The organism is Amycolatopsis sp. cmx-4-83 (assembly GCF_046548815.1).
GTDB classification, from domain to species: domain Bacteria; phylum Actinomycetota; class Actinomycetes; order Mycobacteriales; family Pseudonocardiaceae; genus Amycolatopsis; species Amycolatopsis pretoriensis_A.
This window is the reverse complement of the sequence record NZ_JAEBEF010000006.1, coordinates 15,953-28,538: the sequence shown is the minus strand read 5'-3', so window position 1 is coordinate 28,538 and position 12,586 is coordinate 15,953. Positions and strand designations below refer to the sequence as shown.

Sequence of the window (12,586 nt, the reverse complement as noted above, 5' to 3'; positions counted from 1 at the left end):
CGGAGCGTCACTGCGCGGCGGACTCGGCCGATCTGTAGTGCCATGGGACGGGTGAAGACGTTTCGCACTTTCCTGGACAAGGCGGACGAGCGGCTGGGCGACGGGCTCGAAAGCGTGCTCTGCGCCCACCACCGGCGGCGGCTGCGCGGGCTCGGCTGGGGTGACGTGCTCGCCCCGGGCGGGTCGGCGGACCGGCTCGGCGGCCGAGCCCCGGTCCGCGACGGCAACCGCGTCGAGGTGCTGATCGACGGCGAGGAGTCGCTGCCCGCCGTCGAGGCGGCGATCCGGCGGGCGAAGTCGCACGTCCACATCGCGAACTGGCACGCGAGCGCGGACTTCCGGCTGACGCGCGAACCCGGGGCGCCCACCCTGCGCGAGCTGCTCGCCGAGACCGCCGGCCGCGGCGTCGAGGTGCGGGTGCTGCTCTGGGGCGGGCCGCCGGTGCCGGCGTTCCAGCCCTCGCGCAAGCTCGCGCGCTCGGAGCAGCGGAAGTTCACCGACGGCTCGGCGGTGCGCTGCGTGCTCGACGCCCGCGAGCGGACCATGCACTGCCACCACGAGAAACTGGTGGTCGTCGACGACGCGCTCGCGTTCGTCGGCGGCGTCGACTTCACCGCGCTGGAGGGCGACCGGCACGACAGCCCGGACCACCCGCCACGGCCGATCGGGTGGCACGACCTCATGACGCGGCTCGAAGGACCGGTGGTCGCCGACGTCGCGGACCACTTCCGGCGGCGGTGGACCGAGGTGGCGGGGGAAGACCTGCCCGCGCCCGCGGTGCCCGGGCCGGCGGGCGGCAGCCGGGTGCAGCTGCTGCGGACGGTGCCGAACAGCACCTACGACTTCCTGCCCCGAGGCGAATTCACGCTGCTCGACGGCTACCTCCGCGCGCTGCGCTCGGCACGTCGGCTCGTCTACCTGGAGAACCAGTTCCTGTGGTCGCCGGAGATCGCCGAGGTGCTGATCGACAAGCTGCGCACCCCGCCCGACGACCGGTTCCGGGTGGTCCTGCTGCTCCCCCGCAAGCCGAGCAACGGCTCGGACACCACCCGCGGGCAGCTGGGCCGCCTCCTGGACGCCGACGACGGTCACCAGCGGCTCCTCGCGACGACGATCAGCGCCCACGACGGCGATGAGGCGGCGCCGGTGTACGTCCACGCGAAGCTCGGCATCGTCGACGACGAGTGGCTGACCGTGGGCTCGGCGAACCTCAACGAGCACTCGCTGTTCAACGACACCGAGGTCAACATCGCCACCGACGACCACGCACTGGCGCGCTCGACGAGGCTGCGGCTGTGGGCCGAGCACCTCGGCCGCCCGGTCGAAGAGCTGGAGAACGCCGACCCGGCCGACGTCGTCGACCACCTCTGGCGCCCGCTGGCCGAGGAGCAGGCCGAGCGGGAACGCCGGGGCGAGCGGCGCACGCACCGGCTGGTGCTGCTGCCGGGCGTGTCCCGGCGGGCCGGGCGGTTGCAGGGCCCGCTGCGGGGGCTGCTCGTGGACGGCTAACGCAGGCGCAGCTTCCGCAGCGTCTTGAGCCCGGACAGCATGCTCTCGACGTACTTCTCGTAGCCCTGCCCCGGCCGCGGGCCCATCACCTGCTTCTTCAGCACGGCCAGGTTCTGCCCGTCGGTGTACTTGAGCAGGCCCTGGTCCCCGTGGCGGGCGCCGACGCCGGAGTTCTTGATGCCGCCCGACGGGGTTCCCTTGGCGGCGAACGCCGTCGCGAGGATGTCGTTGACGTTCACGTTGCCGGACTCGATGCGCGCGGCCAGCGCGCGGGCCGCCGGGACGTCGGTGCTCCAGATCGAGGCGTTCAGGCCGTAGTCCGTGTCGTTGGCCAGCTCGACCGCTTCGTCGACCGTGCGGTAGGTGTGCAGCGCCACCACGGGACCGAAGGTCTCCGTCACGCCGCAGAGCATGTCCTTCGTGACGCCCTCGAGGATCGTCGGCTCGAAGAACGCCGGGCCGAGGTCGGGGCGGGGCTTGCCGCCGCACAGGACCGTGGCCCCCTTGGCGACGGCATCGTCCACGTGGGACTTGACGCGGCGCATGTGGTCCACCGAAACGAGCGAGCCCATTTCGGGGCCGAAGTCGTACGCCGCGCGGACGTCGAGTGCCGAGGCCGCGGCCACGAAGGCCGTCTTGAACTCGTCGTAGCGGGACTCCGGCAGGTAGATCCGCTCGACGTGCATGCAGATCTGGCCGGTGTTGCCGAACGCGCCGAACACCGCGCCCCGCACGGCTTCCCCGATGTCGGCGTCCTCGAGCACGATCATGGGGTTCTTGCCGCCGAGCTCGAGGCAGCAGCCGATGAGGTTGCGGCCCGCCCGCTCGCCGATCACCTTGCCGGTGGCCGTGGAGCCGGTGAACATCACGTAGTCGGCCTGGTCGATGAGCGCCGGCCCGACGTCCGGGCCTTCGCCGCAGACGACCTGGAAGAGACCCTCCGGCAGGCCGGCTTCCTCCAGCAGCCGCACGCCGTACAGCGGTGAGAGCGCGGTCTTGTTGTCGGGCTTCAGCACGACCGCGTTGCCGGCCATCAGCGCCGGGATCGCGTCGGAAACGCCGGTGGCGAACGGGAAGTTCCACGGCGCGATGATGCCGACGACGCCCTTGGGCCGCCGGACCTCGGTCGACGACGTCACCAGTGGCACCGGACCGCCGCGCTTCACCGGCGCCAGCAGCTTGGCCGCCCGCTTGAGGTAGTGGCTCATCACCATCGGCGGGTCGCAGGTCTCCTCGATCGCCATCCGCCGGTTCTTGCCGCTCTCGACCTGGATGAGGTCGGCGATCGCCCGCGCTCGGTCGACGAACAGCGTGTGCGCCCGCTTAAACACGGCCAGCCGCTGCTTGACCGGCGTGGCGGCCCACTTCCGCTGGGCTTCGCGCGCGACGGCGAACGCCCGCTCGATGTCCGCCGGCGTCGACTGCGGCAGCTCGACGAGGACGTCGCCGGTGTAGACCTCGGTGAGTGCCCAGGTCGCGCCGGACCCCGGCACCCGGGCGACCAGCTGGTTCAGGAACGCGTCGGTCACCGAGGCCGGGCGGGAAAGCTTGACCGGGGTGAGGGTCATGACCGGCTCCCGAGGACGAGCTGGGCACCCATCTCGCCGATCATGATGCAGGGCGCGTTGGTGTTGCCGCCGGTGATCGACGGCATGATCGAGGCGTCGCAGACGCGCAGCGCGTCGACCCCGCGGACCTTGAGGTCGGGCCCGACGACGGCGAGCTCGTCGACGCCCATCCGGCAGGTGCCGACGCCGTGGTAGACCGACGTCGCGCGGTTGAGGATCGCGTCGCGCAGGGCCTGGCCCTTGAGGTCCTCGCCCGGGTGGATCTCTTCCTTGACCGCGCCCCCGAACGCCTTCGAGGCCATGATCTCGCGGACCATCTCCGAGCCTTCGCCGAGCACTTCGAGGTCGGCCGGGTCGGCGAGGTACTGGAAGTCGATGAGCGGCGCGGCCGTGGGGTCGGCCGAGGCGAGCCGCAGCGTGCCGCGGCTCTTCGGGTAGATCAGCGTGGTGAGGACGGTGAGGGCACCGCGCTTGTCGACGGCGTGCCGGATCGGGGCGTCCTGGTTGGGCGAGACGTAGGCCCAGGGCAGCAGGTGCAGCTGCAGGTCCGGGACCGCGTCGGCCTGGGAGGTGCGCAGGAACGCGACCGCCTCGAAGACGGAGTTCGCGAGGAAGGTGGAGCCGGGCCGCAGCAGCTCCTTGGCCAGGCCGCGGGCGAAGAACGGCGCCGTGCCGCGGAGCTTGCTGGAGGCCACCTGGAAGGTCAGGGCGTGGAACATGTGGTCGTGCAGGTTGTCCCCGACGGGCAGGTCGGCGACGACGTCGATGCCGTGTTCCTTCAGGTGCTCGGCGTGCCCGACGCCGGAAAGCATCAGCAGCTGCGCGGACCCGACGACCCCCGCGGCGAGGATGACCTCCTGGCCGGCCCGGACCGTGCGCCGGCTGCCGTCGGCGTCGACGACTTCAACGCCGGTGGCGCGGCCGTTCTCCACGAGCACCTTCTTCGCCAGCACGCGCGACTGGAGCTGGAGCGACGACGGCGCGTGGTGGAGGTAACCGCGCGAGGCGCTGTAGCGCAGGCCGTCGGCGGCGTTCTGCTGCATCCGGCTGACGCCCTCTTGGGACTCGGCGTTGTAGTCGTCGAGGATCTCGCAGCCGATCGCGTCGGCGGTGGCCTCGAGGAACTGCAGCGTCCCTTCCTGCGGGATCTTGTTGCGGGTGATGCGGATGGGCCCGCCGGCGCCGCGGAAGGCGTTCTCGCCGTCCTCGAAGTCCTCCATCCGCTTGTAGGCGGCGTTGACGCGGTCGGCGTCCCAGCCGTCGTTGCCCTCGGCGGCCCAGGAGTCGAAGTTGGCGCGGTTGCCGCGGACGTAGACCATGCCGTTGACGGAGCTGGAGCCCCCGACGACCTTGCCCCGCGGCACCGGCATCCGACGATCTAGAACGTGTTTCTGCGGGACGGAGTAGTAGCCCCAGTCGACGAGGTTCTTCAGCTGCGGCACGGCGTGCATCGGCGCCACCATGCCGGGCTTGGTGACCAGCAGCTGACTGTCGCTCTTGCCCGCCTCCAGCACGATCACGCTGGCCCCGGCCTGCGCCAGCCGCCCGGCGACGGCGGCACCGGAGCTCCCCGACCCGACGACGACGTAATCGGCTTCGTCGCTGCGTGGCGCCCGCTTCGCCATTTCCGCTCCTCGGTCCGCCCGGACACGTAAACTGTAACGTGTTCTAGTCAGGCAACCGTATAGCGTCGAGCCCCGGGAGCGCAACGGTCCTCGGCCCGGGCGGCCGGCCCGCGCACGAGCCGGAGCTCAGCCCCAGGTCAGCAAGCGGTAGTGCAGGCCCGTCGAGGACTCCAGCCACTCGCCCGCCGACTCCGGCGGCCGTCCCACCTCGGGCGCGTGCGTGTCCCCTTCGAAGGACTCCCGGAGCTCCGTCACGACGATGCGGTCCGCGAGCGGTAGCGCCGCCGCGTACACCGCCGCCCCGCCGATCACCCACACATCGCCGGAAACCGCGGACAACGCCGCGGGCAGGTCCGGGAACGTATCGGCCCCCTCCTGCGGGGTCCGGGACAGCACCAGGTTGCGCCGCCCGGGCAGCGGCCGGAACCGCGGCGGCAGCGACTCCCACGTGCGCCGCCCCATCAGCACCGCCGCGCCCGCCGTCACCGACTTGAAGTGCTTCAGGTCCTCCGGCAGGTGCCACGGCAGCTGCCCGTCACGCCCGATGACGCCGTTCGCGGACTGGGCCCAGATCAGCCCGATCACACTGCCACCGGGGCCTTGATGCCCGGGTGCGGGTCGTACCCCTCGAGCGCGAAGTGCTCGTAGGTGTAGTCGAACAGGCTCTCCGCCGGCTTCAGCTCGAGCGCCGGGAACGGCCGCGCCTCGCGGGCGAGCTGCGTGCGGACCTGCTCGACGTGGTTGTCGTAGACGTGGCAGTCGCCGCCGGTCCAGATGAAGTCGCCGACGCCGAGGCCCACCTGCGCGGCGATCATGTGGGTCAGCAGCGCGTAGCTCGCGATGTTGAACGGGACGCCGAGGAACAGGTCCGCGCTGCGCTGGTACAGCTGGCAGGACAGCCGGCCGTCGGCGACGTGGAACTGGAAGAACGCGTGGCACGGCGGGAGCGCCATGCGCGGGATGTCGGCCACGTTCCACGCGGACACGATGATCCGCCGCGAGTCGGGGTTCTCGCGCAGCGTGCGCAGGACCTCCGCGATCTGGTCGACGTGGCCGCCGTCCGGGGTCGGCCACGAGCGCCACTGGACGCCGTAGACCGGGCCGAGGTCGCCGTCTTCCGCCGCCCACTCGTCCCAGATCGTCACGCCGTGCTCGCGCAGCCAGCCGACGTTCGCGTCGCCGCGCAGGAACCACAGCAGTTCGTACGCGATCGAGCGGAAGTGGACCTTCTTCGTGGTGATCAACGGGAAGCCGTCCGAGAGGCGGTAGCGCAGCTGGTGCCCGAAGATCGACCGCGTGCCCGTACCAGTACGGTCCCCTTTGCGGGCCCCCGTTTCGAGCACGTGGCGGAGGAGGTCTTCGTACTGCGTGTCCGGCATGCCCGCGAGCCTAACCAAGGCGCACGGCGAACGGCGTACCCGGCCGCGCGACACCACCGAGTGGATCTTCGGGTCATAACTTGACTCATTCCAGATAGCGCCCTAGGGTCGGCGGTGATGTCCGACTACGAAGCGCAGTTGCGAGCCGTCTCGCTCCGCGTGACGCGGCCCCGGCTGGCCGTGCTCGCGGTGCTGCGCGAAAACCCCCACGTCGACACCGAAACGGTGATCGACCTGGTGCGCGGCGAGCACCCGTCGGTATCGCACCAGACGATCTACGACGTGCTGCGTGCGCTCACCGACACCGGGCTGGTGCGGCGCATCCAGCCCGCCGGTGCGACCGCCCGCTACGAGTCACGCGTGGGTGACAACCACCACCACGTCGTGTGCCGCTCCTGCGGGGCGATCGCCGACGTCGACTGCGCCGTCGGCCACACCCCGTGCCTCACCGCCTCGGACGACCACGGTTTCGTGATCGACCAGGCGGAGGTCGTCTACTGGGGCACCTGCCCCGGCTGCGCGGCCGACCGCACCCGAAATGATTCGCCGCTCTCGGAAGGAAGTAAATGAGCTCCACCCAGGACAACGGCCCGTCCAGCGCGCAGGGCGTGGACCAGAAGGCGGCGGCCGGTTGCCCGGTCGCGCACGACTCCGTGACCTCGCACGGCAGCGAGAGCGAGAACCCGGCGATCGACTCGCCGACGGCGAAGACGGGCGGCCGTCCGCGCACCAACAAGGACTGGTGGCCCAACCAGCTCGACCTCACGGTGCTGCACGCGCACTCGTCGAAGAGCAACCCGCTGGGCGAGAAGTTCGCCTACGCCAAGGAATTCGCGAAGCTCGACGTCGACGCCCTCAAGCAGGACATCGCCTCGGTGCTGACCACCTCGCAGGACTGGTGGCCCGCCGACTTCGGCCACTACGGCGGCCTGATGATCCGCATGAGCTGGCACGCCGCGGGCACCTACCGCATCCACGACGGCCGCGGCGGCGCCGGTGACGGCGGGCAGCGCTTCGCCCCGCTGAACAGCTGGCCGGACAACGCCAACCTCGACAAGGCGCGCCGCCTGCTGTGGCCGGTCAAGCAGAAGTACGGCCAGAAGATCTCGTGGGCCGACCTGCTGGTGCTGGCCGGCAACGTCGCGCTGGAGACGATGGGCTTCAAGACCTTCGGCTTCGGCTTCGGCCGCGTCGACACCTGGGAGCCGGAGGAGATCTTCTGGGGCCCCGAGGACGACTGGCTGGGTGACGAGCGCTACGTCAGCGACTCGGAAATGGCGCCCGAGGTCGGCGCGACCGAGATGGGCCTCATCTACGTCAACCCCGAGGGCCCGCGCGGCAGCGCCGACTTCAAGGCGGCGGCGAGCTTCATCCGCGAGACCTTCGCCCGGATGGCGATGAACGACGAGGAGACCGTCGCCCTCATCGCCGGCGGCCACACCTTCGGCAAGACCCACGGCGCCGGCGTGGCCGACGACCACGTCGGCCCGGAGCCCGAGGGCGCCCCGCTGGAGGCCCAGGGCCTCGGCTGGCTGAGCACGCACGGCAGCGGCAAGGGCCCGGACCAGATCACCAGTGGCCTCGAGGTGACCTGGACCGACAAGCCGACCGAGTGGAGCAACCGCTTCTTCGAGATCCTGTTCGCCTACGAGTGGGAGCTCACCACGAGCCCCGGCGGCGGCAAGCAGTACGTCGCCAAGGACGCGCCGGAGATCATCCCGGACCCGTTCGACCCGAACAAGAAGCACAAGCCGACCATGCTCACGACGGACCTGTCGCTGCGCTTCGACCCGGTCTACGGCCCGATCTCGCGCCGGTTCCTGGAGAACCCGGACGAGTTCGCGCTGGCGTTCGCCAAGGCCTGGTACAAGCTGCTGCACCGCGACATGGGCCCGGTCAGCCGCTTCCTCGGCCCGTGGGTCGCCGAGCCGCAGCTGTGGCAGGACCCGGTGCCGGCCGTCGAGGGCGACCTCGTGGGCGACGCCGACATCACCGCCCTCAAGGCGAAGGTCCTCGACTCGGGGCTGTCGGTCGCGGAACTGGCTTCCACGGCGTGGGCGTCGGCCTCCAGCTTCCGCAGCACCGACAAGCGCGGTGGCGCCAACGGCGCGCGGATCCGCCTGGAGCCGCAGCGCACCTGGGAGGTCAACCAGCCCGAGCAGCTCGGCAAGGTGCTCGAGACCCTCGAGGGCATCCAGCGCGAGTTCAACGAGGCCGGCGGCGCGAAGATCTCGCTGGCCGACCTGATCGTGCTGGCCGGCTCGGCCGCCGTCGAGAAGGCGGCGCGCGACGCCGGCGTCGAGACGACCGTGCCGTTCCACCCGGGCCGCACGGACGCCTCGCAGGAGCAGACCGACACCGACTCGTTCAAGGTGCTCGAGCCGCGGGCCGACGGCTTCCGCAACTACCTGCGGGCCGGCGAGAAGCGCCAGCCGGAGGTCCTGCTGGTCGACCGCGCGTACCTGCTCGACCTGACCGCGCCGGAGATGACGGTGCTGGTCGGTGGCCTCCGCGCCCTCGGCACGAACCACGGCGGTGCGGCGCACGGCGTCCTCACCGACCGGCCGGGCGTGCTCACCAACGACTTCTTCGCCAACCTGCTCGCACCGGGCACCCGATGGAAGGCGTCGGAGTCCGAGGAGAACGTCTACGAGATCCGCGACGTCGCGACCGACGCGGTGAAGTGGACCGCCACCGCGGTCGACCTCGTCTTCGGCTCCAACTCGCAGCTGCGGGCCCTCGCCGAGGTCTACGCCAGCGACGACGCCCGCGAGAAGTTCGTGGCCGACTTCGTGGCGGCGTGGACGAAGGTCATGGAGCTGGACCGCTTCGACCTCGCCTGAGCACGCACGAAGGCCCGGCCGGTCCACAGTGGACCGGCCGGGCCTTCGGCGTTCAGGAGCGCGCCGCGGCCTCGGTGAGAGCGCGGCGGGTCAGCACGCGGGCCAGGTGGCGGCGGTACTCCGCCGTCGCGTGCGGCTCGTCCGGCGGGTTCGTGCCCTCCGCGGCCAGCGCCGCCGCGTCCGCGATCGACGCGCCCGCCGCCAGTGCGCCCTCCGTCGCGGTGGCCCGCAGCGGTACGCCGCCCATGTTGATCAGGCCCACCCGGCCGCCGGTGACGGCCACGCCGACCATCGCCCAGTCGATCGCGCGGCGGGTGAACTTCTGGAAGCCCCAGCCCTGCCCGGTCTGGCGGGGCAGCCGGACCTCGGTGAGCAGCTCGTCGGGCTCCAGCGGCGTCGTGAACGGGCCGAGGAAGAACTCCGCCGCCGGGATGCGGCGCTCCCCCGCCGGGCCGCGCGCGACCAGCACCGCGTCCGACGCCAGCACCGCCGCGGGCAGGTCGGCCGCGGAGTCGGCGTGCACCAGCGAGCCGCCGAGGGTGCCGCGGTGGCGGACCTGGCGGTCGCCGACCTCGCCGGACGCGTGCGCCAGCAGCGGCGCGTGCTCCCGCAGGACCGGGTCGTGCGCGAGGTCGCTGTAGCGGGACAGCGCACCGATCACGACGTCGTCGCCGTCGAGCCGGACGTAGCGGAGCTCGTCGACCGGGCCGATGTCGACCACGTACTCCGGCGCGGCCAGCCGCAGCTTCATCAGCGGCAGCAGGGAGTGCCCGCCCGCCAGCACCTTGGCCTCGTCGCCGTGCTCGGCGAGCCTGGCCAGCGCTTCGTCCACTGTGGACACGCGCTCGTAGCGGAATTCGGCGGGGATCACCGGTCCACCTCCTGCCCCGAAGCGTCGATCACGGCGCTGACGATGTTGTGGTACCCCGTGCAGCGGCAGAGGTTCCCCTCGAGCCCGGCCCGGACCTCGTCGCGGGTCGGCTTCGGGTTGTCCGCCAGCAGCGAGACCGACGCCATGATCATCCCCGGCGTGCAGAACCCGCACTGCAGGCCGTGCTGCTCGCGGAACGCCCGCTGCACGGGGTGCAGCGACCCGTCCGGCTCCGCCAGCCCCTCGACGGTGGTGACGGCGTGGCCGTCGGCCTGCGCGGCCAGCACCGTGCAGGACTTGACCGACTCGCCGTCGAGCAGCACCGTGCAGGCGCCGCAGGACGTGGTGTCGCAGCCGATGTTCGTGCCGGTGAACCCGGCCGTGTCGCGCAGGAAGTGCACCAGCAGCGTCCGGTCCGGCACCTCCTCGGTCACCGGCCGCCCGTTGACCTCGATCGAGACCTTCACCGCGCGCTTCCCTTCCCAGCTTCTTCAAGAGCTTCCCAGACCCGGATCGGGGTCGTGGGCATGTCCAGGTGGTGCACACCGCGCTTCGAAAGCGCGTCGACCACGGCGTTGTGCACCGCCGGCGTCGAGCCGATCGTCGCCGCTTCGCCGATCCCCTTGACCCCCAGCAGGTTCCGGTCGGTCGGGGTGGCCATGTCGACGAGCTCGAAGTCCGGCAGCTCGACGGCGGTGACGAACGAGTAGTCCGCCAGCGTCGCGGTCGTCGGGTTGCCGTCTTCGTCGTAGGTGACGACCTCCATCAGCGCCTGCGCCGCGCCCTGCCCGAGCCCGCCGTGGCGCTGGCCGCGGAAGGTGAGCGGGTTGACGATCGGCCCGGCGTCGTCGACCGCGACGATCCGGCGCAGGTCGACCTTGCCGGTCTCGGTGTCGACCTCGACGACGGCGAGGTGCGCGCCGAACGGGAACGTCGGCTTGCCGCCGCCGAACCAGACGTCGGCCGAGAGCTTGCCCTCCCCGGCCGTCTCGGCGACCTGCGCCCAGCTCAGCACCGTGCTCGACGGCGCGCCGCGGACCTGCCACACGCCGCGTTCGGCGTCCAGCTCGAGGTCGTCCGGCGCCGCTTCCAGCAGGTCGGCCGCCAGCTCGCGGGCCTGCGCGATGACCTCGTCGGCCGCTTGCCGGATCGCCGAGCCGCCGAGCTGCAGCGACCGGGAGCCGAACGTGCCGACCGCCTTCGGCACCTCGTCGGTGTCGCCGTGCTTCACGGTGATCTTCTCCAGCGGCACGCCGAGCTGGTCGGACAGCAGCATCGCCAGCGACGTGCCGAGCCCCTGGCCGTGCGGCGAGCTGCCGGTCCACGCGACGACCGAGCCGTCCGGGTGGATGTCGACGCGGCCGCTCTCGCCGCCGGAGTCGCCGCCGGTGATCTCGACGTAGGCCGCGATCCCGAGGCCCAGCTCGACCGGGTCGCCGGCTTCGCGCCGCCGCTTCTGCTCGGCGCGCAGTTCGGCGTACCCGGCGGCGTCGAGGACCTTGTCCAGCGCGGCCGCGTACTCGCCCGTGTCGTAGGAGGCGCCGGTCGGCGTCCGGTACGGGAACTCTTCGGGCCGGATGAAGTTGACCCGGCGGACCTCGGCCGGGTCCATCCCGATCTTCGCGGCGAAGACGTCCATCCCGCGCTCGACCGCCGCGGTCGCCTCCGGGCGGCCCGCGCCGCGGTAGGCCGCGATCGGCGTGGTGTTGGTGACGACCCCGCGGCTGCGCGTTTCCACCTTCGGGAACCGGTAGACGCCGACGGCCATCAGCTCGGTCAGCGTCGGCAGGAACAGCGTCCGCGGGTACGCGCCGGCGTCCTGGATGACGTCGAGGCGGTAGGCCAGGACGGTGCCGTCGCGCTTCCCGCCGATGGTGACGGTGTTCAGCTGCCCCCGGCCGTGGGTCATCGCGGTGAGGTTCTCGCTGCGCGACTCCACCCAGCGCACCGGGCGCCCGATCTCCTTGGCGGCCCAGCCCAGAACGGTGGCTTCGGGGTCGGCGCCGATCTTCGCGCCGAAGCCGCCGCCGACGTCGGGCGCGATGACCCGGACGTTCTCTTCGCCGACGCCGAGGCTCGCGGCCAGCTGCGTCCGGGCGATCTGGGCGTTTTGGGTGGACAGCCAGGCCGTCAGCCTGCCGTCTTCGCCCCACGCGCACGAAGCACCGCGCACCTCGAGCGGCGCGGGCGCGACGCGCTGGTTCACGATGGTCTGCGAGACGACGACTTCGCAGTCGGCGAAGATGCTCTCGTCGAACTCCGCGACACCGTTGACCTGCACGACGTTGCTGCCGGTTCCGGGGTACAGCAGCGTCTCGTCCGCGAGGGCGGCGCCGATGCTCGCGACGGCGTCGAGGGGTTCGTAGTCGACGTCGACCAGCTCGGCCGCGTCGGCCAGCTGGTAGCGCTCTTCGGTGAGGACCAGCGCGACCGGTTCACCGACGTAGCGCACGACGCCGTCGGCCAGCCACGGTTCCTTGACCGGCCCGGCCGCGTGCGGTTCGAGCCCGAGCTCGGCGGCGGTGAACACGCCGAGCACGCCCGGCGCCGCCTTCGCCTCGCTGACATCGATGCCCCCGATCCGCGCGTGCGCGATGGGGCTGCGGACGAACACCGCGTGCGCGGCTCCGGAAAGCGCTTCCTCCCGCAAATCGTCCACGTAGGTGCCGCCCGCGGTGATCAGGTTCTGATCCTCTTGGCGGACGACCCGGGTTCCGACAATGCTCATCTGGTCTCCTGCTCGCCGTTACCCCGCCGATCATGCCTTGTCCACGGGGGTGCCGTCAGCCCG

General features: G+C 71.7%; 10 protein-coding genes. 3 read left to right on the top strand and 7 right to left on the bottom strand.

All coding sequences use genetic code 11. The annotated features are described in order from the left end of the window. The first annotated feature begins 51 nt into the window (after positions 1 to 51). Complete coding sequence (locus tag ACLJQM_RS19060; protein WP_360780383.1) at positions 52 to 1,509, top strand: phospholipase D-like domain-containing protein; 1,458 nt, start codon at positions 52 to 54, stop codon at positions 1,507 to 1,509. Here ACLJQM_RS19060 and ACLJQM_RS19055 read toward each other — a convergent pair. The 4 genes from ACLJQM_RS19055 to ACLJQM_RS19040 all read right to left on the bottom strand — a co-directional run bounded on the left by ACLJQM_RS19055 (position 1,506) and on the right by ACLJQM_RS19040 (position 6,081). Continuing rightward, the gene (locus ACLJQM_RS19055; RefSeq protein ID WP_410632206.1) at positions 1,506 to 3,077 is read right to left on the bottom strand and encodes a succinic semialdehyde dehydrogenase; all 1,572 of its coding nucleotides are present in this window, start codon (positions 3,075 to 3,077) and stop codon (positions 1,506 to 1,508) included. The genes ACLJQM_RS19060 and ACLJQM_RS19055 overlap by 4 nt on opposite strands. Then, a complete protein-coding gene (locus ACLJQM_RS19050; protein WP_410632205.1) occupies positions 3,074 to 4,702 on the bottom strand; it encodes a GMC family oxidoreductase in 1,629 nt (542 codons plus the stop codon). The genes ACLJQM_RS19055 and ACLJQM_RS19050 overlap by 4 nt, the downstream gene beginning before the upstream one ends. 126 nt (positions 4,703 to 4,828) lie before the next feature. Further along, positions 4,829 to 5,287: a dihydrofolate reductase gene (locus ACLJQM_RS19045; protein WP_410632204.1), complete on the bottom strand. Its 459-nt coding sequence runs from the start codon at positions 5,285 to 5,287 to the stop codon at positions 4,829 to 4,831. Beyond that, positions 5,284 to 6,081: a thymidylate synthase gene (locus ACLJQM_RS19040; protein ID WP_410632203.1), complete on the bottom strand. Its 798-nt coding sequence runs from the start codon at positions 6,079 to 6,081 to the stop codon at positions 5,284 to 5,286. The genes ACLJQM_RS19045 and ACLJQM_RS19040 overlap by 4 nt, the downstream gene beginning before the upstream one ends. Before the next feature lie 117 nt (positions 6,082 to 6,198). Here ACLJQM_RS19040 and ACLJQM_RS19035 point away from each other — a divergent pair, with 117 nt between their 5' ends. Continuing rightward, positions 6,199 to 6,651 carry a Fur family transcriptional regulator gene (locus ACLJQM_RS19035; RefSeq protein WP_247023868.1) on the top strand — a complete coding sequence of 151 codons (453 nt, stop codon included), beginning with the start codon at positions 6,199 to 6,201 and terminating at the stop codon, positions 6,649 to 6,651. Further along, positions 6,648 to 8,924, top strand: a complete 2,277-nt coding sequence (gene katG / locus ACLJQM_RS19030) for a catalase/peroxidase HPI (RefSeq protein WP_360780372.1) — start codon at positions 6,648 to 6,650, stop codon at positions 8,922 to 8,924. Before ACLJQM_RS19035 ends, katG begins: the two co-directional genes overlap by 4 nt. A 52-nt stretch (positions 8,925 to 8,976) precedes the next feature. Here the strand turns inward: katG and ACLJQM_RS19025 are convergent, their stop codons facing one another. Genes ACLJQM_RS19025 through ACLJQM_RS19015 form a run of 3 tightly spaced genes read right to left on the bottom strand, consistent with a single transcriptional unit; the run spans position 8,977 to position 12,523 of the window. After that, positions 8,977 to 9,795, bottom strand: coding sequence for an FAD binding domain-containing protein (locus tag ACLJQM_RS19025; RefSeq protein ID WP_410632202.1), 819 nt, complete (start codon positions 9,793 to 9,795; stop codon positions 8,977 to 8,979). Next, positions 9,792 to 10,262 carry a (2Fe-2S)-binding protein gene (locus tag ACLJQM_RS19020; protein WP_360780366.1) on the bottom strand — a complete coding sequence of 157 codons (471 nt, stop codon included), beginning with the start codon at positions 10,260 to 10,262 and terminating at the stop codon, positions 9,792 to 9,794. Before ACLJQM_RS19020 ends, ACLJQM_RS19025 begins: the two co-directional genes overlap by 4 nt. Continuing rightward, positions 10,259 to 12,523: a xanthine dehydrogenase family protein molybdopterin-binding subunit gene (locus tag ACLJQM_RS19015; protein ID WP_410632201.1), complete on the bottom strand. Its 2,265-nt coding sequence runs from the start codon at positions 12,521 to 12,523 to the stop codon at positions 10,259 to 10,261. The genes ACLJQM_RS19020 and ACLJQM_RS19015 overlap by 4 nt, the downstream gene beginning before the upstream one ends. Between the last annotated feature and the right edge of the window lie 63 nt (positions 12,524 to 12,586).

What these genes read in the sequence shown, in the direction of transcription:
- ACLJQM_RS19055 (WP_410632206.1), bottom strand. Translation starts at nt 3,077, where the DNA reads ATGACCCTCACCCCGGTCAAGCTTTCCCGCCCGGCCTCGGTGACCGAC.
- ACLJQM_RS19050 (WP_410632205.1), bottom strand. Translation starts at nt 4,702, where the DNA reads ATGGCGAAGCGGGCGCCACGCAGCGACGAAGCCGATTACGTCGTCGTC.
- ACLJQM_RS19040 (WP_410632203.1), bottom strand. Translation starts at nt 6,081, where the DNA reads ATGCCGGACACGCAGTACGAAGACCTCCTCCGCCACGTGCTCGAAACG.
- ACLJQM_RS19035 (WP_247023868.1), top strand. Translation starts at nt 6,199, where the DNA reads ATGTCCGACTACGAAGCGCAGTTGCGAGCCGTCTCGCTCCGCGTGACG.
- katG (WP_360780372.1), top strand. Translation starts at nt 6,648, where the DNA reads ATGAGCTCCACCCAGGACAACGGCCCGTCCAGCGCGCAGGGCGTGGAC.
- ACLJQM_RS19015 (WP_410632201.1), bottom strand. Translation starts at nt 12,523, where the DNA reads ATGAGCATTGTCGGAACCCGGGTCGTCCGCCAAGAGGATCAGAACCTG.